Source organism: Deinococcus deserti VCD115 (assembly GCF_000020685.1).
GTDB lineage: Bacteria > Deinococcota > Deinococci > Deinococcales > Deinococcaceae > Deinococcus > Deinococcus deserti.
Window position 1 is genome coordinate 2,275,532 of sequence record NC_012526.1, and the last position, 23,890, is coordinate 2,299,421.

35 protein-coding genes and 1 tRNA gene are annotated in these 23,890 nt (G+C 63.0%); 4 read left to right on the forward strand and 32 right to left on the reverse strand.

Annotated elements, in window-relative coordinates; translation table 11 throughout:
- Nucleotides 1-227 precede the first annotated feature (227 nt).
- The 27 genes from secY to rpsL all read right to left on the reverse strand — a co-directional run bounded on the left by secY (nucleotide 228) and on the right by rpsL (nucleotide 16,166).
- Entirely contained in the window at nucleotides 228-1,547 is a 1,320-nt protein-coding gene (gene secY / locus DEIDE_RS10755; protein ID WP_012693985.1) for a preprotein translocase subunit SecY, read from the reverse strand.
- The gene (gene rplO, locus DEIDE_RS10760; protein WP_012693986.1) at nucleotides 1,547-2,011 is read right to left on the reverse strand and encodes a 50S ribosomal protein L15; all 465 of its coding nucleotides are present in this window, start codon (nucleotides 2,009-2,011) and stop codon (nucleotides 1,547-1,549) included. The genes secY and rplO overlap by 1 nt, the downstream gene beginning before the upstream one ends.
- A complete protein-coding gene (gene rpmD, locus DEIDE_RS10765) occupies nucleotides 2,008-2,175 on the reverse strand; it encodes a 50S ribosomal protein L30 (RefSeq protein WP_012693987.1) in 168 nt (55 codons plus the stop codon). The genes rplO and rpmD overlap by 4 nt, the downstream gene beginning before the upstream one ends.
- The gene (gene rpsE, locus DEIDE_RS10770; protein ID WP_012693988.1) at nucleotides 2,172-2,702 is read right to left on the reverse strand and encodes a 30S ribosomal protein S5; all 531 of its coding nucleotides are present in this window, start codon (nucleotides 2,700-2,702) and stop codon (nucleotides 2,172-2,174) included. The genes rpmD and rpsE overlap by 4 nt, the downstream gene beginning before the upstream one ends.
- Nucleotides 2,692-3,030 carry a 50S ribosomal protein L18 gene (gene rplR / locus DEIDE_RS10775; protein WP_012693989.1) on the reverse strand — a complete coding sequence of 113 codons (339 nt, stop codon included), beginning with the start codon at nucleotides 3,028-3,030 and terminating at the stop codon, nucleotides 2,692-2,694. Before rplR ends, rpsE begins: the two co-directional genes overlap by 11 nt.
- Nucleotides 3,030-3,587, reverse strand: a complete 558-nt coding sequence (gene rplF, locus DEIDE_RS10780) for a 50S ribosomal protein L6 (protein ID WP_012693990.1) — start codon at nucleotides 3,585-3,587, stop codon at nucleotides 3,030-3,032. The genes rplR and rplF overlap by 1 nt, the downstream gene beginning before the upstream one ends.
- A 77-nt stretch (nucleotides 3,588-3,664) precedes the next feature.
- Nucleotides 3,665-4,066, reverse strand: a complete 402-nt coding sequence (gene rpsH / locus DEIDE_RS10785; RefSeq protein WP_012693991.1) for a 30S ribosomal protein S8 — start codon at nucleotides 4,064-4,066, stop codon at nucleotides 3,665-3,667.
- A 248-nt stretch (nucleotides 4,067-4,314) separates the two neighbouring features.
- The gene (locus DEIDE_RS10790; RefSeq protein ID WP_012693992.1) at nucleotides 4,315-4,500 is read right to left on the reverse strand and encodes a type Z 30S ribosomal protein S14; all 186 of its coding nucleotides are present in this window, start codon (nucleotides 4,498-4,500) and stop codon (nucleotides 4,315-4,317) included.
- A 12-nt stretch (nucleotides 4,501-4,512) separates the two neighbouring features.
- Nucleotides 4,513-5,052 (reverse strand): 50S ribosomal protein L5, encoded by a 540-nt coding sequence (gene rplE / locus DEIDE_RS10795; RefSeq protein WP_041227586.1) that lies wholly within the window; start codon nucleotides 5,050-5,052, stop codon nucleotides 4,513-4,515.
- Nucleotides 5,053-5,114: 62 nt separating this feature from the next.
- Nucleotides 5,115-5,462, reverse strand: coding sequence for a 50S ribosomal protein L24 (rplX, locus tag DEIDE_RS10800; RefSeq protein WP_012693994.1), 348 nt, complete (start codon nucleotides 5,460-5,462; stop codon nucleotides 5,115-5,117).
- A complete protein-coding gene (gene rplN / locus DEIDE_RS10805) occupies nucleotides 5,462-5,866 on the reverse strand; it encodes a 50S ribosomal protein L14 (RefSeq protein WP_012693995.1) in 405 nt (134 codons plus the stop codon). The genes rplX and rplN overlap by 1 nt, the downstream gene beginning before the upstream one ends.
- On the reverse strand, nucleotides 5,863-6,147 hold the full coding sequence (gene rpsQ, locus DEIDE_RS10810) for a 30S ribosomal protein S17 (protein ID WP_012693996.1): 285 nt from the start codon (nucleotides 6,145-6,147) through the stop codon (nucleotides 5,863-5,865). Before rpsQ ends, rplN begins: the two co-directional genes overlap by 4 nt.
- Nucleotides 6,144-6,344 (reverse strand): 50S ribosomal protein L29, encoded by a 201-nt coding sequence (gene rpmC, locus DEIDE_RS10815; RefSeq protein ID WP_012693997.1) that lies wholly within the window; start codon nucleotides 6,342-6,344, stop codon nucleotides 6,144-6,146. Before rpmC ends, rpsQ begins: the two co-directional genes overlap by 4 nt.
- On the reverse strand, nucleotides 6,331-6,756 hold the full coding sequence (rplP, locus tag DEIDE_RS10820; protein WP_041227228.1) for a 50S ribosomal protein L16: 426 nt from the start codon (nucleotides 6,754-6,756) through the stop codon (nucleotides 6,331-6,333). The genes rpmC and rplP overlap by 14 nt, the downstream gene beginning before the upstream one ends.
- On the reverse strand, nucleotides 6,756-7,502 hold the full coding sequence (gene rpsC, locus DEIDE_RS10825) for a 30S ribosomal protein S3 (protein ID WP_012693999.1): 747 nt from the start codon (nucleotides 7,500-7,502) through the stop codon (nucleotides 6,756-6,758). The genes rplP and rpsC overlap by 1 nt, the downstream gene beginning before the upstream one ends.
- On the reverse strand, nucleotides 7,502-7,921 hold the full coding sequence (rplV, locus tag DEIDE_RS10830; protein WP_012694000.1) for a 50S ribosomal protein L22: 420 nt from the start codon (nucleotides 7,919-7,921) through the stop codon (nucleotides 7,502-7,504). The genes rpsC and rplV overlap by 1 nt, the downstream gene beginning before the upstream one ends.
- A complete protein-coding gene (gene rpsS / locus DEIDE_RS10835) occupies nucleotides 7,918-8,205 on the reverse strand; it encodes a 30S ribosomal protein S19 (protein ID WP_012694001.1) in 288 nt (95 codons plus the stop codon). The genes rplV and rpsS overlap by 4 nt, the downstream gene beginning before the upstream one ends.
- Nucleotides 8,206-8,217: 12 nt before the next feature.
- Nucleotides 8,218-9,051, reverse strand: coding sequence for a 50S ribosomal protein L2 (gene rplB, locus DEIDE_RS10840; protein WP_012694002.1), 834 nt, complete (start codon nucleotides 9,049-9,051; stop codon nucleotides 8,218-8,220).
- A 13-nt stretch (nucleotides 9,052-9,064) separates the two neighbouring features.
- The gene (locus DEIDE_RS10845; protein WP_012694003.1) at nucleotides 9,065-9,352 is read right to left on the reverse strand and encodes a 50S ribosomal protein L23; all 288 of its coding nucleotides are present in this window, start codon (nucleotides 9,350-9,352) and stop codon (nucleotides 9,065-9,067) included.
- On the reverse strand, nucleotides 9,349-9,954 hold the full coding sequence (gene rplD, locus DEIDE_RS10850; RefSeq protein ID WP_012694004.1) for a 50S ribosomal protein L4: 606 nt from the start codon (nucleotides 9,952-9,954) through the stop codon (nucleotides 9,349-9,351). The genes DEIDE_RS10845 and rplD overlap by 4 nt, the downstream gene beginning before the upstream one ends.
- A gap of 3 nt (nucleotides 9,955-9,957) precedes the next feature.
- Nucleotides 9,958-10,578 (reverse strand): 50S ribosomal protein L3, encoded by a 621-nt coding sequence (gene rplC / locus DEIDE_RS10855; RefSeq protein WP_012694005.1) that lies wholly within the window; start codon nucleotides 10,576-10,578, stop codon nucleotides 9,958-9,960.
- Nucleotides 10,575-10,898, reverse strand: coding sequence for a 30S ribosomal protein S10 (gene rpsJ, locus DEIDE_RS10860; protein WP_012694006.1), 324 nt, complete (start codon nucleotides 10,896-10,898; stop codon nucleotides 10,575-10,577). Before rpsJ ends, rplC begins: the two co-directional genes overlap by 4 nt.
- A gap of 6 nt (nucleotides 10,899-10,904) precedes the next feature.
- Entirely contained in the window at nucleotides 10,905-12,122 is a 1,218-nt protein-coding gene (gene tuf, locus DEIDE_RS10865; protein WP_012692578.1) for an elongation factor Tu, read from the reverse strand.
- 262 nt (nucleotides 12,123-12,384) lie between these two features.
- Nucleotides 12,385-12,819: a hypothetical protein gene (locus tag DEIDE_RS10870; RefSeq protein ID WP_012694007.1), complete on the reverse strand. Its 435-nt coding sequence runs from the start codon at nucleotides 12,817-12,819 to the stop codon at nucleotides 12,385-12,387.
- Between the two features lie 94 nt (nucleotides 12,820-12,913).
- Entirely contained in the window at nucleotides 12,914-15,007 is a 2,094-nt protein-coding gene (gene fusA / locus DEIDE_RS10875) for an elongation factor G (protein ID WP_012694008.1), read from the reverse strand.
- A 128-nt stretch (nucleotides 15,008-15,135) separates the two neighbouring features.
- Nucleotides 15,136-15,606, reverse strand: a complete 471-nt coding sequence (gene rpsG, locus DEIDE_RS10880) for a 30S ribosomal protein S7 (RefSeq protein WP_012694009.1) — start codon at nucleotides 15,604-15,606, stop codon at nucleotides 15,136-15,138.
- A 158-nt stretch (nucleotides 15,607-15,764) separates the two neighbouring features.
- On the reverse strand, nucleotides 15,765-16,166 hold the full coding sequence (gene rpsL, locus DEIDE_RS10885; RefSeq protein ID WP_012694010.1) for a 30S ribosomal protein S12: 402 nt from the start codon (nucleotides 16,164-16,166) through the stop codon (nucleotides 15,765-15,767).
- Nucleotides 16,167-16,725: 559 nt separating this feature from the next.
- On the opposite strand from rpsL, the gene DEIDE_RS10890 reads away from it, so the two are divergent.
- Nucleotides 16,726-16,815 (forward strand) — tRNA-Ser (locus DEIDE_RS10890).
- 349 nt (nucleotides 16,816-17,164) lie between these two features.
- On the opposite strand, the gene DEIDE_RS19965 is transcribed toward DEIDE_RS10890, so the two are convergent.
- From DEIDE_RS19965 to queF, 3 genes are all read right to left on the reverse strand, one after another.
- The gene (locus tag DEIDE_RS19965) at nucleotides 17,165-17,602 is read right to left on the reverse strand and encodes an NUDIX hydrolase N-terminal domain-containing protein (protein ID WP_012694011.1); all 438 of its coding nucleotides are present in this window, start codon (nucleotides 17,600-17,602) and stop codon (nucleotides 17,165-17,167) included.
- 68 nt (nucleotides 17,603-17,670) lie between these two features.
- On the reverse strand, nucleotides 17,671-18,135 hold the full coding sequence (locus DEIDE_RS10905; RefSeq protein ID WP_012694012.1) for a hypothetical protein: 465 nt from the start codon (nucleotides 18,133-18,135) through the stop codon (nucleotides 17,671-17,673).
- Between the two features lie 155 nt (nucleotides 18,136-18,290).
- Complete coding sequence (gene queF / locus DEIDE_RS10910) at nucleotides 18,291-18,749, reverse strand: preQ(1) synthase (protein WP_012694013.1); 459 nt, start codon at nucleotides 18,747-18,749, stop codon at nucleotides 18,291-18,293.
- Nucleotides 18,750-19,117: 368 nt separating this feature from the next.
- On the opposite strand from queF, the gene hflX reads away from it, so the two are divergent.
- From hflX to DEIDE_RS19540, 3 genes are all read left to right on the forward strand, one after another.
- A complete protein-coding gene (gene hflX / locus DEIDE_RS10915) occupies nucleotides 19,118-20,827 on the forward strand; it encodes a GTPase HflX (RefSeq protein WP_012694014.1) in 1,710 nt (569 codons plus the stop codon).
- Between the two features lie 193 nt (nucleotides 20,828-21,020).
- A complete protein-coding gene (locus tag DEIDE_RS10920; RefSeq protein WP_162485453.1) occupies nucleotides 21,021-21,740 on the forward strand; it encodes an endonuclease/exonuclease/phosphatase family protein in 720 nt (239 codons plus the stop codon).
- Between the two features lie 164 nt (nucleotides 21,741-21,904).
- A complete protein-coding gene (locus tag DEIDE_RS19540) occupies nucleotides 21,905-22,123 on the forward strand; it encodes a hypothetical protein (RefSeq protein ID WP_012694016.1) in 219 nt (72 codons plus the stop codon).
- 74 nt (nucleotides 22,124-22,197) lie between these two features.
- Here the strand turns inward: DEIDE_RS19540 and DEIDE_RS10925 are convergent, their stop codons facing one another.
- Together DEIDE_RS10925 and ypfJ are read right to left on the reverse strand one after the other, a co-directional pair.
- Complete coding sequence (locus tag DEIDE_RS10925; RefSeq protein ID WP_012694017.1) at nucleotides 22,198-22,869, reverse strand: M48 family metallopeptidase; 672 nt, start codon at nucleotides 22,867-22,869, stop codon at nucleotides 22,198-22,200.
- A 76-nt stretch (nucleotides 22,870-22,945) separates the two neighbouring features.
- Nucleotides 22,946-23,842, reverse strand: a complete 897-nt coding sequence (ypfJ, locus tag DEIDE_RS10930; protein WP_012694018.1) for a KPN_02809 family neutral zinc metallopeptidase — start codon at nucleotides 23,840-23,842, stop codon at nucleotides 22,946-22,948.
- Between the last annotated feature and the right edge of the window lie 48 nt (nucleotides 23,843-23,890).

A 23,890-nucleotide genomic window follows, 5' to 3' on the forward strand; every position in this document is an offset into this window, starting at 1 on the left:
TGCCTGCCCACATTCATGTTTCTACACCCTAGAGGCGACTTTTGGGCCTCGGCACAGGTGTCATGTTCATGACCCTGCAGACCCCCGACAGTGAAGCTACAGCATAGGACGTTGCGGCCTGTCTGACACAGCGCATGCTCAGATGTTCCTCTGGTGGTGACCCAATACAGATAAGGAGCTGGGGCCCCCCGCCAGTGTGCGGGAGGCCCCAGGAATCCTTAGCTTTTTCAGTTGTTCAGGCGGCTGCGAATGCGGCCCTTGCTGATAAAGCCATCGTAACGGCGCACAGTAAGTTGCGCTTCGAGCTGCTTGAGAGTCTCCAGCGCGACCCCCACGATAATGAGCAGGCCGGTGCCAGAGAACTGAAACGTGGTGATGCCAGTGGCGCGCTGAACGACCTGCGGGAAGATGGTCAGGACCACCAGGAAGACCGCACCCCACAAGCTCAGGCGACCGCTGATGCCTCCAAGGAACTCGGCAGTAGGCACGCCTGGACGGACGCCAGGAATGAACCCGCCTGCTTCCCGCAACTGCTCCGCAATACGCTTGGGGTCAAACTGCACGCTGTTGTACAGGTACGTAAAGCCGAAGATCAACGCAGCTTCCAGCGCGATGTACAACGGCGCACCAAACACCAAGTTCGACTGAATCCAGGCGTTGACTTCCGGAGCACGGGTTGCCGTGGCACTGGCGATCAGGTTAGGAAGAATCAACATGGCACTGGCGAAAATGACCGGAATTACACCAGCCTGGTTGACCTTGATGGGCAGCCAGGTGGCCTGACCGGCTCCGCGCGCCTGTCCGGCCGCTCCGCCCCGTGCACGCGCGTAGGTCACGGGTACACGGCGCTCGGCCTGATACACGTACACGATGCCCGCGATGGTCGCGATGATCACGGCGATAAAGGCCAGCAGCGGCATCAACTGGACCGCGTCAGTACGGAACAGTTCCGCGGTGTTGGCAATCTCGGTGGGGTACACCGCGATGATGCCAGCAGTAATGATCAGACTGATACCGTTTCCGACCCCCACTTCGGTGATCCGCTCGCCAATCCACATGGTGAAGGCAATACCTGCCACCTGGGTCAGCACCATCACGAGAATGGTGAACAGTCCCGGCTCCCAGCCCACCGCAATGAACGACGGGTTGCTGTTGATGTACAGCGAGAAGAACAGCGCCTGTAAGGTGCCAAGCCCAACCGCGGCGTAGCGGGTGAACTGGTTGATCTTCTTGCGACCTTCCTCGCCTTCCTTGGAGAGTTTTTCCAGGGCCGGGATGGTGGTGGTCATCAACTGGATCACGATGCTCGCCGTGATGTACGGCAGCACCCCCAGCGCAAAGATCGAGAACTGCGAAAGATTGCCGCCCGAGATCATGCTGATCAAGCCGAACAGGCCGCCCGAGTTCGCTTGACTCAGGGCGGCACTGTTCACGCCTGGGGTGGGAATAGCACTCCCCAGGCGATAGACGGCGAGCAGCAGCAGGGTGAAGACAATCTTCCGCCGAAGATCCGGGATCCGGAATGCGTCGCGGAAGGCGCGGAGCATTACTCCGCCTTCTGGGCGTCTTCGGTCTGGCTGTTGGGCAGGATGACCTTGCCCCCGGCAGCTTCCACGGCCTTGACGGCAGCGGCGCTGGCAGCGTCCACGTGCACAGTCACGGCGCGGGTCACTTCACCAGTGGCCAGCAGTTTCACCGGGCGGTTCTTGCGGCGGACCAGACCGGCGAGCTCAAGGGCTTCGCGGTTAAAGGTGTCGCCTTCCAGCACGTCCAGCTGACCCAGCTGGATCACTTCGTAGGTCGTGCCCACGTTGTTGAAACCGCGCTTAGGCAGACGGCTGATCAGGCTGCTGCGGCCACCTTCGAAGAAGCTGCCCTTCCCAGCGCCGCTACGTGACTTCTGGCCCTTATGGCCGCGTCCGGCGGTCTTGTCGGTACCACCAGGGCCACGACCAACGCGCTTGCGATTCTTGCGGCTGCCCTCGGCGGGCTTGAGTTCGTGGAGCTTCACGCTTCCACCTCCAGCAGATGCTTGACGGAGTTCACCATGCCACGGATGGCAGGGCTGTCCTGGACTTCACGGCTGTCGCCGATCTTCTTGAGGCCCAGCGCCTTAACGGTGTCCACCTGGTGCTGAGGACGACCGATAACGCTGCGCTTGAGGGTAATTTTCACTGCGCGCCTCCAGTAACGGGAGCCGCCTCAATGCCGCGCAGTGCGCGGACCTGTTTGGCGGTGCGGAGGTTCTTGAAACCGTCGAAAACGGCGTAGGCCACGTTGACCTTATTGCGGCTGCCCAGTTCCTTGGACAGCATGTTGGTGATGCCAGCCAGTTCGGCAATCGAACGGGGCACAGTGCCGGCAATTACACCGGTACCGGGGCCGGCGGGCTTGAGCAGCACACGGCTGGTGCTGTTCACGCCGACAATCTCGTGGGGAATGGTGCCGTTCTCGACCGGCACACTGATCATGTTCTTGCGGGCAATGCTCTTGGCCTTCTCGATAGCCACAGGCACTTCTTTGGCCTTGCCAATGCCCATGCCCACGCGACCGTTGCGGTCGCCGAGGATCACCAGTGCAGCGAAGCGGAAGCGGCGGCCACCCTGGTAAGTCTTGCTGGTGCGGTTGACGAACAGCATCTTCTCTTCGAATTCGCTGGTCTCGCGCTCCACATTGCGGTCGTTACGACGATTAAAAGTCAAGGCCACCCTCCCGCGCCGCGTCTGCGAGCGCCTTCACGCGTCCGTGATACTTGTACTGGCCGCGGTCGAACACAACCTGCTTGACACCTTTGGCACTGGCAGCTTCAGCCAGAGCCTTGCCGACGGCAGCTGCGGTGTCGGTCTTGTTACCGGCCTTGACGACGGCGCTGGAAGCAGCGGCGAGCGTGGTGCCGTTCTTGTCATCGATAATCTGGGCGTAGATGTGCTTGCTGGAGCGGAACACGCTGAGGCGCGGGCGCTCGCCAGCGGCGATGCGGACCTTGCGGCGGGCGCGCAGCTTGCGGCGGATTGAGGTCTGGGCAGCCATTATTTCTTCCCTTTCCCGCCCGTGGCGCCGGCCTTACCGGCCTTCAGGGCGATCTGCTGACCAACGAAGCGCACACCCTTGCCGTGGTAGGCGTCAGGCTTGCGGACTTCGCGGACGTTGGCGGCCACCTGGCCGACGAGCTGCTTGTCGATGCCGCTCACGTCGATCTTGGTGGGTTCAGGCACGGCGAAGGTCACGCCGGCGGGCGGATCGATCACCACGGGGTGGCTGTAACCGATGGTCAGTTCCAGAGCCTTGCCGTTGAGCTTGGCACGGTAACCGACGCCCCGCAGTTCCAGGTTGATAACGAAGCCGTCACTCACGCCCTTGACGGCGTTGGCCACCAGGGTACGGGTCAGGCCGTGCAGAGCGCGGTGCTCCTGGCGGTCGCTGGGACGTTCGACCAGCAGCTGGCCGTTGTCTTCACGGATGGTCAGGTCGGGGTTGAAGGGAACGGTCAGTTCGCCTTTGGGCCCCTTGACCTTGAACACGCCGCTCTGGGTGTTCACGGTCACGCCGCTTGGCACGGCGATGGGTTGTTTACCGATGCGGGACATAGTGTCTCCTTAAGTGTCGGCCGCTCAGAGGCGGGCCGTGGTCAGGACCGAAGCCGGAAAAACCGGAAAGGGCCGGTTTACCAGAGAACGCAGATAACTTCGCCGCCGACGCCCAGCTTGCGGGCTTCGCGGTCAGGCAGCAGGCCTTTGCTGGTGGAGACCACCGCAACGCCCATGCCGCGCTGGATGCGGGGCAGGTTTTCAGCGCTCACGTAAGCGCGGCGGCCGGGACGGCTGATGCGCTCGATGTGCTTGATGACCTGCTCACGCTTGGCGCCGTACTTCAGCGTCAGGCGCAGCACGTCGGCCGGCTGGCCATCGAGGCGGGTGCGCTCGACGCCAGCCACGTAGCCTTCGGCCACGAGCAGGTTGGCGAGCTGCTCTTTGAAGTTGGAAGCCGGGACATCCACGGTTTCCTTGTGGGTGCGCGTCGCGTTGCGGATGCGCGTGAGCATGTCGGCGATAGGATCACTCAGCATGGGTTTCCTCCGGGGGCGTGTGAAGATTGGACACAGAGGCCCCGGCGGGTGGCGCCTACAGCTGTCTGCTGAGGCGCACGCTTCTTCCCGTGGAATGTGGGTCTGCCGTTCCAGACACTTCTTCTGTTGGGTCTTCTCCCGTGTGGACGATCACCGCTCAAATGGGAACGGTTCGTATCCAGTTGGGCCTGCACAAGTCGCATGCCAGCCTCGCACAGGGTGCGGGGACTGGCGCACGAGAGTCTAGCTTACCAGCTGCTCTTCTTCACGCCGGGCAGTTCGCCCTTGTGTGCCATCTCGCGGATGCAGATGCGGCACATGCCGAAGAAACGGTAGTAACCGCGTGCGCGGCCACAGCGGGAGCAGCGGCTATAGTTCTGCACGGCAAATTTATGCCCGCGCGCCGCCTTGACAACTTTCGAGGTGTTCGCCATTTACCTGTTTCCTTACTTGCGGAAGGGGAGTCCCATCGCCTGGAGCAGCGCGCGGGCTTCCTCGTCGGTTTTCGCGGTGGTCACGATGGTGATGTCCATACCACGCACCTTATCGACCATATCATAGGTGATCTCCGGAAAGATCAGCTGCTCTTTGATACCGAGGTTGTAGTTGCCACGGCCGTCAAAGGCATTGGGGTTGATCCCACGGAAGTCACGGATACGGGGCAGACCGATGTTGATCAGCTTCTCCAGGAACACGTACATGCGCTCGTTGCGCAGCGTGACCTTGACGCCCACGGGCATGCCCTGGCGCAGCTTGAAGTTGCTGATGCTCTTCTTGGCCTTGGTGATGATTGGCTTCTGCAGGGTGATCAGGCCCAGTTCACGGGCGGCCTTGTCGATGGCCTTGCTGTCTTCCTTGCTGCTGCCGAGGCCTTCGTTGATCACGATCTTTTCGATGCGGGGCACGGCCATCACGCTGGAGTAGCCAAACTGCTGCATCAGCGCGGGACGCACCTGCTCGTTGTACTTGGTCTTGAGGGTCTGCATGTTGCCTCTCTTCGAGCGGAAAGGGCCGCTCAGGTCAGGCATTGGGCGCCTGACCCTGAGTATCAGTCGATGACTTTGCCGCTGGCGACCGCGACGCGCACTTTCTTGCCGTCAACGATCTGCTTGCGGATGCGGGTGGCCTTGCCGGTCTCGGGGTCCACGATAGACACCTTGCTGGCGTGCAGCGCGCCTTCACGCTGCTCGATGCCGCCCTGGGGGTTGCTGGCACTGGGCTTGACGTGCTTGGTGACCAGGTTCACGCCTTCCACGATGACCTTCTGGTCACGGGGCAGCGCGAGCAGGACCTTGCCTGTCTTGCCTTTGTGCTTGCCGCTCAGAACGACAACAGTGTCGCCCTTCTTGACGTGCAGCTTGTCGCTGTGGTGGCTTCCGGCGCTAGGACGGGGCATTACAGCACCTCCGGGGCCAGGGACACGATCTTCATGAAGCGGCGGTCACGCAGTTCGCGGGCCACCGGCCCGAAGACGCGGGTACCGCGGGGCTCGCCCTGGTTGTTGATGATGACGGCGGCGTTCTTGTCGAACCGGATGGTGCTGCCGTCGGCGCGCTTGATGGCGTGACTGGTGCGAACGACCACAGCCTTGACCACGTCACCGGCCTTCACGGCGCCGCGCGGAGCGGCGTCCTTGACGCTGGCCACGATGATGTCACCCACATGGGCGTAGCGCTTGTTACCGCCGCCACCCGTGGTCAGGCCCTTGCCGCCGATGCCGCTGTTGAGCACGCGGATGCACATGATCTCGCGGGCGCCGCTGTTGTCCGCGACGTCCAGGCGGGATTGAGGCATGATCATGCGTTACCCCCTTCAGTTTCCACGGCGGTGGTCTCAATGCCGCGGGGACGCTCGATCAGCTTGGTGACCTTCCAGGTCTTGGTCTTGCTGATAGGACGCACGGCCAGGATCTCGACGCGGTCACCGATCTTGAACTCGTTGTTCTCGTCGTGGGCCGCGTACTTGTGGCTGCGGGTCACGACCTTGCCGTACAGGGGGTGAGCGAAGCGGCGCTCCACCTTGACACTGACGGTCTTGTCGGCCTTGTCGCTCACGACGACGCCGGTGAAGGTCTTCTTCATTTCTGCTCTCCCGCGCGCTGCTCACCACGGATGGTATTGAGCTGCGCGACTTCGCGGCGGAGTTGCGTGACGCGGTGCGGCTGGGCCAGGTTTCCCATGGCAGCCTGGAAGCGCAGCTCCATCAGTTCTTTCTTGCGGCTGTCGATTTCCTTCTGGAAGTCTTCGGCCTTGAGTTGACGCATGTCACTGGGCTTCATCGTAGACCTCGCGCTTGACCATCTTGGTCTGGATGGGGAGCTTGTGGCCGGCCAGGCGGAAGGCTTCCTTGGCCTGTTCCTCGGTCACGCCAGCAACTTCGAACATCACGCGGCCAGGCTTGACGACGCTCACCCAGAATTCCACGGCGCCCTTACCCTTACCCATTCGGGTTTCAGCGGGCTTCTTGGTCACCGGCTTGTCAGGGAAGATGCGGATGTAGATCTTACCGCCGCGGCGGAAGTGACGGCTCATGACGATACGGCAGGCTTCGATCTGGTTGCTGCGGATCCAGGCTGGCTCCAGAGCAATCAGGCCGTAGTCGCCGAAGGCCACGTAATCGCCGCCCTTGGCGTCGCCGGTCATGCGGCCACGGTGCTGCTTACGGTACTTGGTGCGCTTCGGAAGAAGCATCATTCACCTCCGGCGCGGCGGCGCGCGGTGGGGCGACGGCGGTTGGCGCGGTCGCCACCTTCGGGACGGCGTTCGTCGTTGCGGCGCTGGGGACGGGCGATGGTCTCGGTGCGGCCACCGATAACTTCACCGGTAAAGACCATCACTTTGATACCCAGGATGCCGTAGGTGGTGCGGGCCAGTGCGGTGCCGTAGTCGATGTCGGCGCGCAGGGTGTGCAGGGGCACACGGCCTTCACGGACGGTCTCGCGGCGGGCCTGCTCGGCGCCACCCAGACGGCCGCTCAGCACAACCTTGACGCCACGGGCGCCGGATTCCATCACGCGCTGCGCAGCCTGCTTCATAGCGCGGCGGAACGCGAAACGGCGCTCGATCTGCTCGGCGATACGCAGGGCCACCAGGGGCGCGCTGATGTTGGGGTTGGGAATCTCGGCAACATTCACAGCGACGGTGCCGGCGCTGACGAGTTTCTCGATATCGGCGCGCAGCTGCTTGATGCTGTCGCCGCCCTTACCGATCACGATGCCAGGCTTGGCGGCGGAGATGATCACGTTGACCTGCTGGCCAGCGCGCTCGATTTCCACACGGGCGATGCCGGCGGCGGACAGTTTTTTGTCCACGAGCTTGCGGATCTTCTCGTCTTCCTTGAGCAGGCCGGCGTACTGCTTCTTGCCGGCGTACCAGCGGCTGTTCCAGCCACGGGTGATGCCCAGGCGGAAGCCGTTCGGGTTGATCTTGTTGCCCATTAGCGTTTGCCCCCACGGGTGTCATTGCGCTCGCCAACGATGATGGTGATGTGGCTGGTGCGCTTCTTGAGGATGTTGGCGCTGCCACGGGCCCGGGGGATCAGACGCTTGAGGGTCGGACCAGCGTCCACGTAGGCGGCGGTGATGACCAGGCGGTCTTCGAGCATCTCGTCGTTGTGCAGCGCGTTGTGCTTGGCGCTGTTCAGCACCTTGGCGACGGGCTCGGACGCGCTCTTGGGCAGGAAGCGCAGGATCGCTTCGGCGTCGCTGACGCTCTTGCCGCGGATGACGTCCACGACCAGGCGCACCTTGCGGGGGCTCATACGCACGTACTTGGCGATGGCCTTGCCAGGCGTGCGCAGCTTGACCTGCTGCTTGCGCTGCTTCTTGTTGCGGAATTCAGGCGTGGGGGCGGTCATTTCTTCTTGCTCCCCTTGGCGTTCTTATCCGCACCGTGCCCGCGGTAGCTGCGGGTGGGGGAAAATTCGCCGAGCTTATGGCCGATCATCTGCTCGTTGACGAACACCGGCACGTGCTGCTTGCCGTTGTGCACAGCGATGGTATGACCGATCATTTCCGGCACGATGGTGCTGCGGCGGCTCCACGTCTTGATGACGCGCTTGTCTTTGCGCTCGTTCTGGGCGTCAACCTTTTTCAGGAGGTGATCATCCACGAACGGGCCTTTCTTGAGGCTGCGGGGCATGCTCTACCCTCCTTACTTCCCGCCGCGGCGGGTGACGATGAAACGGTCGCTGTTCTTGCGCTTGCGGCGGGTCTTCAGGCCCTTGGCCAACTGGCCCCAGGGGCTGACAGGCTGACGGCCTGCGCCGGTACGGCCTTCACCACCGCCGTGGGGGTGATCCACGGGGTTCATGGCGCTACCGCGCTGATGGGGCTTGCGGCCGAGCCAACGGCTGCGTCCGGCTTTACCGAGGTTGATGTTCTTGTGCTCGGCATTGCCTACCGCGCCGATGGTCGCGTAACACTCGGTGTGGATACGGCGCAGTTCGCCGCTGGGCAGGCGCACGATGACGTACTCGCTTTCCTTACCCTGAACCTGCACGCTGGTGCCAGCGCTGCGGGCAAGCTGGGCGCCCTTGCCGGGAACCAGTTCCAGCGCGTGCACAACTGCACCCACGGGGATAAAGCGCAGGGGCAGCGCGTTGCCGAGTTTGGGTTCGGCTTCAGGGCCGGTGTTGATGGTGGCGCCGACCTGCAGGCCTTCGGGAGCGAGGATGTAGCGCTTCTCACCGTCAGCGAAGTGCAGCAGAGCGATGCGGGCGCTGCGGTTGGGATCGTACTCGATCGCGGCCACGCGGGCGCTGACGCCACTCTTGTCACGGCGCTTGAAGTCGATGATGCGGTACAGGCGCTTGTGCCCGCCGCCGATAAAGCGGCTGGTGATGCGGCCGCGGTTGTTACGTCCACCAGTCTTGGGGAGCGCTTCGGTCAGGGCCTTCTCGGGGCGCTTCTTGGTCAGTCCGCTGAAGTCCGCAGTCGTCATCTGGCGACGGCTGGGGGTATAGGGACGGTATTTCTTGACGGCCATGTTTCAGATCTCCTTAGGCCTGGCCCTCGAGGGCAGCAATGGTCTGGCCCTCGGCGAGGCGCACGATGGCCTTCTTGCGATCTGCACGCTGTCCGATGAAACGGCCCACGCGCTTGCGCTTGCCACGGACATTCATGGTGCTGATGCCCACGACGGTTACGTCAAACGCCTTCTGAATGGCGCTCTTGATGTCCGTCTTGGTTGCGTTCGGGCTGACCCAGAAGGAGTACACGCCGCGTTCCATGCCGGCGTAGGCCTTCTCACTGATCACGGGCTTGTGGATGATGTCGTAGTGGCTCATTGCTCCACCTCTTCCTGCGCGGGCTCGAGGGCCACAGCGTCGATCACCAGGCGGTCATGACGCAGGATGTCGTAGGCGTTGAGGCCAGCGACAGGCAGCACAGTCGCCCAGGCTACGTTGCGGGCGCTCTGGCGGGTCTGGGCGTCGTCGGTGACGATCAGCACGCGCTCGCTGCCGTCCAGGCCGTTCTGCGCGGCCCACGAGACAAAGCTCTTGGTCTTGCCGTCGAGGTCAAAGCCGTCGACAGCGATCAGCTTGCCGCCGTCCTGACGGTCGGCCAGAGCCATCGCCAGGCCCAGCTGACGAACCTTGCGGGGCAGGGTGTAGCCGTAGCTGCGGGGCTTGGGCCCGAAGGCCACGCCGCCGCCCACGAAGGTGGGAACGCCGCGGTCGCCGTGACGGGCGTTACCGGTGCCTTTCTGGCTGTACATCTTCTTACCGGACTTGCTGACCTGCGCGCGAGTCTTGGTGCTGGCCGTGCCACGGCGGCGGCTGGCAAGCTGCCAGGTCACCACGTCGTGCAGGATGGCCGCGTTCACTTCCGGCAGTTCGAGGTCGATGGTGCGCCCCCCGTTCTTGCCGATGACGTTGATCTGCGCCATGTCTTACTTGCCTCCCTTGGCAGCCTGACGCAGCACGACAAGACCACCGTTGGCGCCGGGAATGGCTCCCTTGACGAGAATCAGATTCTCGTCGGCGCGAACTTCCACCACTTCCAGGTTCTGGACGGTAATGCGGTCCATGCCCATGTGGCCGGCCATGCGCTTGCCCTTGTACACGCGGCCGGGCGTCTTGCGCTGGCCGATCGAACCGGGGCGGCGGTGCCACTTCTTGGAGCCGTGGCTCGCGGGACCACCCTTAAAGTTCCAGCGCTTCATAACGCCCTGGAAGCCCTTACCCTTGCTGGTACCGGTTGCGTCGATCTTCTCGCCTTCGGCGAAGATGTCCACGCTGACGGTGTCGCCGTCGGGGTTGAAGTTACGGAACTCGCGCAGGAAACGCACGGGCGAAACGCCGTACTTCTTGAAGTGCCCGGCAGCAGGACGGTTCACGCGCTTCTCGCTCTTGGGCGCGAAGCCGATCTGCACCGCCTCGTAGCCGTCGCTCACGGAGGTCTTGCGCTGCACGACAGGGCAGGGACCCGCCAGCACAACCGTCACGGGAACGGCGCGGTCGCCCTTCCAGATCTGGGTCATGCCGACTTTGGTGCCGAGGATGCCCTTCATGCGCGGCCTCCCACCGTCTTGATCTCGATGTCTACACCGGTGGGCAGATCGAGGGTCATCAGGCTATCGATCGTCTTTTTGGTGGGGTTCATGATGTCCACCAGACGGTTGTGGGTGCGGATCTCAAAGTGCTCGCGGGCATCCTTGTACTTAAAGGGGCTACGCAGCACGCAGAAGCGGCGGATGCGGGTGGGGAGCGGCACAGGACCGCTCACGTCCGCCCCGGTGCGCCGGACCGTGTCCACGATCTTGCTCGCGGACTGGTCCAGGGCCTTGTGGTCAAAGCCACGCAGTTTGATACGAATCTTCGGGGCAACCATGTTCTATTACTCCAGGACCTTGGAGACGACGCCAGCGCCGACGGTACGGCCACCTTCGCGGATCGCGAAGCGCAGACCTTCTTCCATGGCGATGGGCTTGATCAGTTCCACGGTGAAGGTGACGTTGTCACCAGGCATGACCATTTCGACGCCTTCAGCGAGTTCCACGATACCGGTCACGTCGGTGGTGCGGAAGTAGAACTGGGGGCGGTAGCCACCGAAGAAGGCGCTGTGACGGCCACCTTCATCCTTGGACAGGATGTAGACGCTGGCTTCGAACTTGGTGTGGGGCTTGATGGAGCCGGGCTTGGCCAGCACCTGGCCACGCTCGACGTCATCACGGGCCACACCACGCAGCAGCACGCCCACGTTGTCGCCGGCCATACCGCTGTCGAGCAGCTTGCGGTGCATTTCCACGCCGGTCACGGTGGTTTTCTTGGTGTCGCGCAGGCCGATGATTTCGACTTCGTCCTGGATCTTGACGATGCCACGCTCCACACGGCCGGTAGCCACGGTGCCACGACCGGTAATGGTGAACACGTCTTCGACGGGCATCAGGAAGGTCTTGTCCAGGTCACGCTCGGGGGTAGGGATGTAGCTGTCGACGGCGTCGAGCAGTTCCCAGATGTTGTCGACCCACTTGTTCTCGCCGCGGGCGGTCTTGGGGTTACCCTGCAGGGCTTCGAGGGCCTGCAGCGCGCTGCCCTTGATCACCGGCAGGTCGTCGCCGGGGAACTCGTACTTGCTCAGCAGTTCGCGCACTTCCATTTCGACCAGCTCGAGCAGTTCTTCGTCGTCGACCATGTCGACCTTGTTCATGAACACCACGATGTACGGCACGCCAACCTGACGGGCGAGCAGGATGTGCTCGCGGGTCTGGGGCATGGGGCCGTCGGCGCTGGAGACCACCAGGATCGCGCCGTCCATCTGCGCGGCGCCGGTGATCATGTTCTTGACGTAGTCAGCGTGGCCGGGGCAGTCCACGTGGCTGTAGTGACGGGTCGGCGTGTTGTATTCCACGTGGCTGGTGTTGATGGTGATGCCACGGGCCTTCTCTTCAGGCGCCTTGTCGATCTGGTCGTAGGCCAGCGTTTCGATGGTCGGGTCCATCGCGGCCGCCGTGAAGGTGATCGCTGCCGTCAGCGTGGTCTTCCCGTGGTCGACGTGTCCAATCGTCCCCACGTTCACGTGGGGCTTCGTGCGCTCAAACGTTCCCTTTGCCATGTTCTTACTCCCTCCAAGCGGTGGATTCACACGCAAAATCGCCCCTTTGTTCGGGCTTCCCCCGCGCATGCCGCAGGGTTTTGATGGTGTGACCCACATTGGGTTGGTTCTCGCCAGGGCAGTGTCCCGCCATGCTGGCACGTTGCGTATCCTTTCCTGTGTTGGGTCCAGGACCGTCCACGCACCGACTTCATAGGGTACAAGAAGTTCGCCCACACTGCAAGCAGTGTGGGCGGAGCAACTCAGAAAATGCCCTGGGAAATCAGCGGCGGGTATAGGCCTGGACCTCGCGGTCAAAAGCTCCGATCAGCATGATGACCCCCAACACCGTTCCAAACGGAATAAGCAGCAGACTCAGCACGGCAATTACAATGCTCGCGCCCCGGCCCCAGGCGCGCCCCTCCAGGACTGCCCGGCGCGTGAAATACAGAAACAGGATGAGGCCGACCGTAATGAAAAAGGACAGCCACAGGATCAGCGTGATCTGCTCCGGCGTGAGCTGCATCGGCGGCAGCCCCGATTGGGCGCTGTACTGTGCGAGCAGCTCATTGATAGTTCCCGTAGAGAAGGGCAGCATCAGCAGGGAAATAGCGTTGTAGATCAGGCCGATCAACAACGGCACGGTCAGAAACGACAGCCTTCTGGGCTTGGGACCGGCTGGGGACGCAGGAGGCGAGGCGTGCGGCGGGTGGGTCATAGGGTTCTCAGACTACTGCTCAGACCTGCGGCCTGCGCCTGATTCACAAGAAAAAGACCCGCCATATGGCGGGTCTTTTCTTCCCTTATGGGATTTACTTCTTCATCAGCTGCTGGGCAAGGTTGTTGGGAACCTGGCTGTAGTGATCAAAGAACATGCTGTAGCTGGCGCGGCCCTGAGTCATAGAGCGCATGTCGGTCGCGTAACCGAACATCTCGCTCAGCGGCACGAAGGCCTTGACGATCTGCGCATTACCGCGGGCTTCCATGCCCTGGATCTGACCACGGCGGCTGTTCAGGTCGCCGATGATGTCGCCCATGTAGTCCTCAGGCACAGTCACTTCGACGCGCATGATGGGCTCCAGGATGGCAGGCGCACCCTTCTGGACGGCTTCCTTGAGGGCCATGGATCCGGCGATCTTGAACGCCATTTCCGAAGAGTCCACTTCGTGGTACGAGCCGTCGTACAGACTGACCTTCATGTCCACGACCGGGAAGCCGAGCATGGGGCCGCTCTGCAGCGCCTCTTCGATCCCCTTCTGGGCTGGTCCGATGAACTCGCGGGGAACGGTACCGCCCACCACGATGTTCTCGAACACGAAGCCAGCGCCGGGCTCGAGGGGCTCGGCCTTGATCTTGACGTGTCCGAACTGACCACGGCCACCGGACTGACGCACGAACTTACCTTCCACGTCCACGGCCTTGGTGATGGTCTCGCGGTAGGCCACCTGGGGGGCGCCCACATTGGCCTCGACCTTGTATTCACGCTTCAGGCGGTCCACCAGGATTTCCAGGTGCAGCTCGCCCATGCCGGAGATGGTGGTCTGGCCGCTTTCCTGATCGGACTCCACGCGGAACGTGGGGTCTTCTTCAGCGAGCTTCTGCAGACCAATACCCATTTTCTCCTGGTCGGCTTTGGTCTTGGGCTCAATGGCCAGCTTGATGACAGGCTCGGGCACGTCGATGCTTTCCAGCAGGACGCGGTCCTCACCGTCGGCGATCAGGGTGTTGCCGGTACCGGCGTCCTTGAGGCCGATCACGGCGCCCAGTTCGCCTGCACGCAACTCGGTGACTTCCTCACGGCTGTTGGCGTGCATCTTCAGCAGGCGGCCCACACGGTCACGCTTGTCCTTGGAGGCGTTGTACACGTAGCTGCCGGACTGCAGGGTGCCCGAGTAGATGCGCACGAAGGTCAGGCGGCCCACGTAGGGGTCGGCCATGATCTTGAATGCCAGCGCGGCCAGCTTGCCTTCGGGGTCGGCGGGGAACTCGACGGTGTCCTCGCTGTCCTCGACCTTGCCGCGGATGGCCGGCACTTCCAGTGGGCTGGGCAGGTAGTCCACCACGGCGTCGAGGAGCAGCTGCACACCCTTGTTCTTCAGGGCGCTACCGCACAGCACGGGGAAGATCTTCTTCTCGATGGTGCCCTTGCGGATGGCGGAAACCAGCTGCTCAACGCTGGGCTCCTCGCCTTCCAGGTACATCATCATCAGGTCTTCGTCGACTTCGGCGGCAGCTTCGATCAGCTGGGCGCGCATCTCGGCAACCTTGTCGGCGAACTCGGCAGGGATGTCGCTTTCCACGATGTCGGTACCCAGATCGTTGGTGTAGACGTGGGCGCGCATACGAACGATGTCGATGATGCCCTTGAAGTCATTTTCCTGGCCCATGGGGTACTGGATGGGGGCAGGAATAGCGCCGAGGCGCTCTTTGATGTCCGTCAGCACGAGCTCGAAGCTGGCGCCGGTCTTGTCCATCTTGTTGGAGAACGCGATGCGGGGCACACCGTAACGGTCGGCCTGACGCCACACGGTCTCGGACTGAGGCTCCACGCCCTGGCTGGAGTCGAACACAGCAACAGCGCCGTCGAGCACGCGCATGGAACGCTCGACTTCAATGGTGAAGTCCACGTGGCCAGGGGTGTCGATGATGTTAACGACGTACTCCTGGTCGGTACCCGAGCGCTTCCACTTGGCGGTGGTAGCAGCGGCAGTGATGGTGATGCCGCGCTCGCGCTCCTGCTCCATCCAGTCCATGGTGGCGGCGCCGTCGTGCACTTCACCGATGTTGTGGGTACGGCCGGTGTAGTACAGGATGCGCTCGGTGGTGGTGGTCTTGCCGGCGTCGATGTGCGCGGCAATCCCGATATTGCGGAAGTGGGTCAGGTAGCTCTGGGCTTTGGTGGTCATAAGACTCCCTAGGTTGAAGGGGCGACCGCTCCGGTCACCGTGATGAAATCACGTACTTCGCAGGAAACCCGGACAGGCAGGGCGAGCCCTACCGCGTCCGGGAATGCACTTCAGCACCCTGAAGTGGTTTACCAGCGGTAGTGCGCGTAGGCGCGGTTGGCTTCCGCCATGCGCTCCACGTCGTCTTTCTTCTTGATGGCGCCGCCACGGCCCTGGGCGGCGTCCATGATCTCGCCAGCGAGACGCTCGATAGCGGTGCGCTCAGGACGGCCGTCCACGGCCGACATCATCCAGCGCAGGGTCAGGCTCTGCTGACGACGGGCGCTGACTTCGACGGGCACCTGGTAGGTGCTGCCGCCCACGCGGCGGCTGCGAACTTCCACGCGGGGCTTGATGTTGTCATAAGCCTGCTTGAAAACCTTGAGGGGCTCCTGGCCGGTGCGCTCCTGCACCAGGCGGCAGGCGCCGTAGAAGATGCGGCTGGCCAGGTTCTTCTTGCCGTCTTCCATGATGCGGTTGATCATTGCGCTGACCAGCACGTCCTGGTAAACCAGGTCCGGCTGGAGGGGGCGCACTTCTGCTTGGCGGCGACGTGCCATGTTGACTCCTTAAAAGGCGCCTCGAAAGAGTGCGCGGGGTGTGTGAGGGGACAGGAACCGGGATACGGCACTTGTGCCGCGTGTAAGGGGGGCGGGGCGGAGCGCGGCATCAGACCCGACAGGGGTCAGGCCAGCAGCTGCGACGCCCGGACCAGTCCTTACTTCTTCTTGCCTGCGGCGGCTGCGCCGGCCTTGGGCTTCTTGGTGCCGTACTTGCTGCGGCTCTTGTTGCGGTCCTTGACGCCCTGGGTGTCGAGGCTGCCACGAACGATGTGGTAGCGCACACCAGGGAGGTCCTTCACACGACCGCCGCGGATCAGCACAACGCTGTGCTCCTGCAGGTTGTGGCCTTCACCGGGGATGTAGGCGGTGACTTCAAAGCCACTGGACAGACGCACACGGGCAATCTTGCGCAGCGCGGAGTTGGGCTTCTTGGGGGTGGTGGTCTTAACGACCGTGCACACGCCACGGCGGAAGGGGCTGCCCTTCAGGGCCGGAACTTTGCTCTTCTTCTGGAGCGTGGTGCGCCCCTTACGGAGCAGCTGCTGGGTGGTAGGCAGAGTAAATCACTCCTCGTGCTGTCTTGCGGTGAGTGGGCGGTGAAACAGACACACGCCCGTGCTTGGAAGATACCCGCCCACACGACAGATACTGAAGGGGGCAGGGTTGGGTTGGCGGTTGTGCTTGAGGTGATCAACGCACTGTCCGGCCACTGTCAGCATCAGGGCCTGGAAGCGGCGCATGCCGAGAAACGCCCGAGGTGCAACCCAGTACCGGGGCCGTTTTCCAACCTTGACAGCATACGCGCTTCACCGGGCAGCTGCAAGATGCCTCCGGACGTTCATCAGGGCAGCAGTCCTGCCTGCGGGGCGACATGGGCCTGTCTTCCAAGTCTTACAGACCATCAGACAGGCCCACAAAGCGCTCGGTGAAGCCCTGTTGCTTCTTTCGTCGAATGGCGCTCATTCCGCTGTACTTCCCGACTTCTTCTCTCCCTGCTGAGGCTTCCATTCGGGTGGACGACAGGCTTCTGGGCAGGCCTCACCGTTCGTCATTGCGGTGACATAGGAGTCGCTGCTCTTTTGTGCTACACTCCCGGTCGCCCGTTCAAGGCTGTGCGGAGAGGTGCCAGAGTGGTTGAATGGGTCGGTCTCGAAAACCGAAGTACGGGCAACTGTACCGTGGGTTCGAATCCCACCCTCTTCGCCAGAAGCAGAACGCCGGAATGCACAGAGCATCCGGCGTTCTGCCTTTGTGCATCGCCGAGCGAGGGCAGCCCTTCTGGCGCAGCGGCAGCGTCTGCATTTATCCCTGCAGCGGTCTGCGCCGGAAGAGTGCCAGGCCTCCGGCCCGGACAAGCACACAGGCCAGGAGGACTTTGCAGTGCGCTGGCCGCTTGGCGGAGCCAGCGCGTGTCTGATTCTGCGCCTCCCACCTCCCGGGAGGCGACGGGTCGAAGTAGGGCGTGCCTGTTCTCAGGGCCTGCCTGGCCACCAGCAGGGAGCGGTCATGGCCGGCATGCAGCGGGGGAAGCCCATCCCAGGAAAACCAGCCGACCTCACTGGCCTCCAGAATGGCGTGTGGCTCTCCTGGAGCCTCGACCAGGAAAACAGGGGCGACGAGATGCAGGCATGCAGGTGGGGGGTATAGCGCGAGTCAAGAATCGCGAGCAGCCGGGTGGCAGCGCCCCGCAAGCCGGTTTCCTCAAACAGTTCACGCTCGGCGCCCTGGGCAGGGTCTCCCCTACTTCCGCCATACCGCCCGGCAATGCCCAGCGGTTGGTGTCGGTCCGGCGGATCAGCGAGACGCGGCCTTCGCGGATCACCACAGCCTCAACGGCCAGCAGCGGGGTCACATGAGCCAGGTGGCTCAGGTACGCAGCCCGGACCTGCCGCAGGTTCACGCCCGAATCCATGGCAGCGAGCCGGACGCTGAGATCCAGCATCCGCCGGAAACGGGCTACGTCATAGGAATCCTGCCCATACGTCAGGCCCATCAGGGCCAGGGAACGGGGTTCCTGCGCAATCAGCTGGGGGCAGGTCGGGCTTCGTCAGAGTGACTCCCCTATGTGCTGGCCTGCAGGTTCCCCAGGTGAAAGCGAAGCGCACCTGTGTGGTAGGCCGCGTGAAGGATGGCCGCATGCGCCAGACGTGTCTGCTCGGCATTCAGCGGTAAATACAGCGCGTCGTACAGTGCCTGACCCGCCCGCGCCAGCCGCACCAGTTCATCACGCCATAGCGTAGCGGTGACCTGCATGTCCCAGGCCTCTGGCTCATCCGGACGCAGCGCCAGTGGGTCCTGAAGCTCTGCCGCCGCGTGCTCCAGGGACTGACGCAAATGCACCACGACCTGCGCCGGACTGGGGCGGTCCGGCGCGGCGGGCGCAGCTGCCTGCGCGTACGAGAAACCATGCACAGTCCGCAGGAGCCCCGCCTCCTTCTCGCTGAACAGTCCCGTGCCCAGACCGAAACTCGGATTTGGGCCGTACAGAACTTCACGCAGCGTCTCGCGGAGCAGGTCGGGCGTCATAGCGTCAGGGTACGCCAACCGTCACCTGGACCGGGTGACCGCCCTCCTAGGCACGGAGCAGGAGGCCGGGCGATGATCCGCCTGGCCGCAATAACGGCCTCAGGTACCGCGCTGTCAGCAGCGAGGCCTGACCTGCGAGAATCTGGCTCTACGCTTCATTTCGCTGTTCCACCCGCCTGATCCGGCGCGACGTAGCGGACGGTGCAGACAGTATTGAGCCCACCACGCATGCCGTAATCACAGCGGATGGTCATCGACAGTGGATCAAGCAGCCGCGTCAGGTCCGCAAGCAGCCGCCGGGTGGCATGCTCGTGATAGATCCCCACGAAGCGGTAGCTGGTCAGGTAGTACTTCAGGCTCTTGAGCTCCACGCATTTTTCGCGTGGCTGGTAGCGGATCTCCAGCCGCCCGAAGTCCGGCAGGCCGCTCCAGGGGCACACCGGGCTGAACTCGTCAGTGATGATCTCAATGTCCATTGGCTCGCCAGGGTAGGCCGCCGGATCGTCCTGACGGACATAGGCAAAGGTGTCGAGCACCGCCACGTCGATGGCGTCGAGGCCTTGCACGTCGTAGCGCCGGTCAAAGCCCGGCTGGCACGGGGGGGTCGTTGTCATATGGTCCTCCTTATGACCGCCAGCGGCGGCCAGACCAGCAGCACAGGCCGGTCCAGGCGGGAGGCTAGCGCATACGCCACAAGGCCGATGCAGGAGAGCTCACGCTGCCCTACCTTGGGTCCACGATGATCAAGAATTTCCTGTAAATGCACACCTTGATATCAGGACCTCAGGAGTACCCTTAGGGCAATGACCGGACGTGTTTTTTTCAGGGCGGCCCCCACATCCGTTGGGATAGAACCGGCGCCGGCCTGCTGGTCATGCCACCCAACCGTCAATCCTGATGCAATGCCTCCCGGCGCGAGTTGAGACCACTCCTCCGCCTCACCCTTCTTTCCCTGTAAAGGAAGTGAACCACCATCGATAAAGTGCATGGCAATACATCGGGCCTACGCCCGTCACAGCTGAAGGCTCTGGGCAATCTGTACCGCCGCCGCATTGAACCTGGCCGGATCGGGTCACCGGAACTGGCCCGCAATCTGGCAGAACTCTCGCACGACGTGCGGCGCGAGGTCGGAGTACTGATCGACCGCCGCGGACGTGTCATCAGCGTGTCGGTGGCCGACGCCAAAGCCACGGAATTCCCCGACCTGCGTATGGGCGAAAACCGTCTGGCGGGCTTTCATCTGCTGCACGCCCATCCCAAGGGCGGGCCTCTGAGCAAGGGCGATCTGTCTACGCTGTTCCTAAAGCGCCTGGATGCGGTCAGTGCTGTAGAAGTGCGGCAGGAAGGGCAGCCCGGACTGGTCCACACGGCACACCTCACGCCTCCGGGCACAATCGGCGAGGAAGAGGACTGGCGCATTCTGCCGCCGGTGTCTTCTCATCAGATCGACGAATTTGATCTGGGAGCTCAGGTGTCGGCGCTGGAGGAAGAAATTGCCCGCGCTGCGGTTGGCCGGGAGTCCAAAAAGGACCGTGAGCGCGCCATCCTGGTTCAGATTGATCAGGGCGAGTTCGACGCCGAGGAGCGGCTGGATGAACTGGCTGAGCTGGCCCGCACGGCCGGCGCAGAAGTGGTTCACAAGGAGCTGGTCTACCGGCGCAATCTGAAGGCCGGGACCCTGGTCGGGGCCGGCAAGCTGGAAGAACTGACCAGCCGGGCCTACCACCTGGATGCGGACCTGCTGATCTTCGGGCAGGAACTCGGGCCTGCCCAGGCGCGCGAGATCGAAGCCGCCACCGGTCTGAAGATTCTGGACCGTACCCAGCTGATTCTGGACATTTTCGCGCTGCATGCTCAGGGGGTCGAGTCTCGCCTGCAGGTGGAGCTGGCTCAGCTGCGGTATATGAAACCTCGCCTGCTGGGAGCAGGCGCTGCCCTCTCGCGCATCGGGGGTTCGGCTGGCAGCTCGGCAGGGGGCGCCATCGGGACGCGCGGGCCCGGGGAAACGAAACTGGAGCTGGACCGCCGGCGGATCAACGACCGCCTGAGCTTTCTGGAAAAGCAGCTCGAAAATGTCTCGCAGCGCCGTGAGGAACGCCGCAAGAGCCGCGAACGCAATGACGTACCGGTGGTGTCCATCGTGGGCTACACCAACGCCGGCAAGAGCACGCTGCTTAACACCTTCACGCACGCTGCCGAGGAACCCCGCCGCGTGCTGGCTGAAAACAAGCTGTTTGCCACGCTGCGTCCGACCAGCCGCCAGGGATTTATTCATGGAGTGGGCCCGGTGGTCCTTACTGACACGGTGGGGTTTATCCGGGACCTGCCCAAGGACCTGACCCGCGCCTTCCGCTCCACCCTCGAAGAAATTGGGGACGCCGACGTTCTGCTGCACGTGGTAGACGCAGCCAGCCCTGGCGCTGATACCCGTCTGGACGCCGTGAACCGCATTCTGGAGGAACTGGGTTTCCGGGATATGCCAACCGTGGTGGCGCTGAACAAGGCTGACGCGGCCGATCCCGAACAGCTGGCCCGTGAAGTCGAGCGGACCGACGGCATCGCGGTCAGTGCGCTGCGCAACATCGGTCTGGCTGAACTCAAGGAAGCTCTGGCTGACGCCATCGGACAGGTGCAGCGTGCCGAACTGGCCCAGCGCGAGGAAGAGCGGGAGCGCTCAGCACAGTACCGCTAACCTCCACACTTCACTCCATCCAGCTGCCTCTTTCGGCAGACGCGCCTCTCACCTGCGGGTGGGGGGCTTCTATGTTTGCGGAGCAGTTCATGTGTTGCCTGGGTCTATCTTTCGTGGTCCTGGTCATGCTGCTGGGTGAACTGGTGGCCGAGCGAACCGTTCCGACCCTGCTGCTGTGGTTCTGTTGCGGTCCTTGACGCAGAGGCGCGGCATAGCCATTGCGCTGGTCAGTCCCCTGTTGGCCGCCTGGGGTGCGGATCTGCTGAATGTTCCCTTGGGGCAGCTGTTCATCACAGGCCCGTCAGCACGGATTATGACCTACAACGTGGCGCGCGGAACTCTCGGCCAGCCAGCCGCGCTGGCCCAGACACCACGGGCCGCAGATGCGGACATTATCCTGTTGCAGGAGTCAAATTTCGTGCGGGCCAGCGATCTGGCTGTGATCAGGGCCGCGCTGCCGGGCTACCGGGCCGTGCAGGCACACGAGGTGACCTCCTGGACCCGCCTTCCTCTTCTGGATGCTGAGCGACTGAACCTGCCGCTGATTACGCGGCAGATTCTGGTGACCCGGTTACGCTGGAATGCCCAGCCGCTGACCGTGATCAACATTCACCTGGGCACGGTCATGCTGACCAGCGCCCTCAAGGGTGATCTGGCACGGATCAGACGCACGCGTGACGTGCGTACCGCTCAGATCCGTGTAGTGACGGAAATTGCGGCGCGTACCCAAGGCCGTCTGCTCCTGGGCAGTGACCTGAACACTCCGCCCAGGACAGGCATTCCGGCTTCCGCAGACCTCGTTTGGATGCCCGGCACACGACGTGGCCGGGCGAGGTCCCGGCTGGACTTTTCCCTCATTGAAGCTGCGTATCGATCATGTGATGGGCCGCGAGCTGAGTCCGGCCCTCAGTGAGGTCGGAGCAGCGCAAGGCAGCGACCACCAGCCGCTGCTGACCGAGTGGCAGGCTGTCCCTGCCAAGCCATCACGGCCATAGGAGTGAAACTTTCTTCACGCCCCTCTTGGCCCCCGCGCAGGAACAGCCGACATACTCGGGATTACCCACAGGAGGTTTTCGCATGACTGGACCCTATGACCGTCCGCCTTCCCCCGCGTCTGAACCGACCGATACACCTGCACCTCTGCCTGAGCAGTTGCCAGGAGCCACCGAATCGGGGCCAATGATAGACCCACCCGTCAATCCTGATCTTCCCGGCATGCCCGTACCCACACCCAACGAAAACCCTGATACGCCTGGGTTACCTACCCCGTCGCCGACCCCCATGCCTGCGATGTGATCAGCGGTGAACTTGCCAGGGAAGCCAACGCTTTCCTGGCAAATTTTCTTATGACCTCACGGGTACTGTCTGCGCTACAGAGTCTGGCCTTGATCCCTCAACCAGCGTCGCCAGGTCGGATACTCCGGCATGACCCGGGCCACGTGAGCCCAGTAGCGGGCAGAGTGATTGAGCTCCAGCAGATGCGCAGCTTCATGGAGTGCCACGTACCTTAAGACCTCCAGCGGTGCCCTGGTCAGTTTCCAGTGCAGGCGGATATCGCCTCCTTGTGTGCAGCTGCCCCAGCGGGTACGTGCACCGCTGACCAGCACCCGGCCCAAGCGGGGGCGCGCCCCCAGCATGTCGGCGTACTCCTCGACCAGGGCGCGGTAAGGCCCTGCGGCAGCACGCCTGGTCCAGGATTCCAGGTGTCGCTCCGGGTCCTCGTCCGGAAGCCACAGAAGTTCACCTTCGCGCCGTGCCCGGGTCGTGCTTCCCAGCCGGAGGGTCAGTTCTTCACCCAGGAAGCGTATTGCGCTGCCATCTGTTACTGGCCCCCGGGCCGGCGGCTGAGCAGCGTACCGTTGGAGATGGCCTTCTACCCAGCCACGGCGGTCCACCAGAAACAATTGCAGACGCTCGTCCGGGATTCGGACCGGTGCGTACAGGGTCACCTCGCCGGGACGTACCTGGAGACCCACGGTGCGGCGGCGGGCACTGCGCTTCAAGGTAACTGGAATGCCAGAAATGACCCAGGGGTCGTGCATGACACCCAGCTAAGCGCGCCCACGTGCAAGAAAAAGGAACGCAGCCTGCACTCGCCGCGTTCCTGCCGTGGTGACCTTACAACTGCCGGTAATCAATGTTGAAGGTATCGCACTTGTTGGGGTCGCCCGACTCGTAGCCACGCATGAACCAGCTGACCCGCTGCTGGCTTGAGCCGTGGGTAAAGGAGTCCGGCACCACGTAGCCCTTCGACTGCTTCTGAAGGTTGTCGTCGCCGATGGCTTCGGCTGTCCTGACTGCTTCCTGCACGTCCTGCGGGGTGATATTGGCCTGCGACTGCACGCGGTTTCCCCAGACACCAGCGAAACAGTCCGCCTGCAGTTCCAGCCTGACACCGTAGCTGTTCTGCTCTGCCTCACTGCGGGCCGACCGCTGCTGGCGCTCAACCTGATCAGCGATCCCCAGTTCATTCTGGATGTGGTGGCCGACCTCATGGGCGATGACGTAGGCATAGGCAAAGTCACCACCACCACCCAGACGGCGCTCCATGGTCTGAAAAAAGCTGGTGTCGATATAGATCTTGTTGTCCAGCGGGCAGTAGAACGGGCCCACCGCGCTGCTGGCCTGTCCACACCCGGACTGGGTGCCCTGAGTAAACAGGCGCAGGGTCGGATTCGTGTACACCCGTCCCGCCTGCTTAAAAATGCCCCCCCAGACCTCATTGGTGCTGCCCAGAATGCGGTCTACAAAGTCGTAGTCCTCATCGGGAGCAGGCTGCCCCTGGGCCCCGCCCTGCGTGGGCGGCTGCTGAGTCTGCGTCTGCTGGGTTTGAGTCTGGGTTGGTGTGGAGCCGCCCCCCAGGATGACGCTGGGGTCGATCCCAAAAAACATGGCGATAAGGGCAATAATCAGGCCGCCGATTCCACCGACTGCCATTCCCCCGCCCGGCAGACCACCCGCGCCACGGCGATCCTCGATTCCGCCCCCACTGCCCGGAAGATTTCTCCAATCCATATGTTGCCTGTCTCCTTCGTCCATGCCCCACCAATTCGCGGTGCGGCG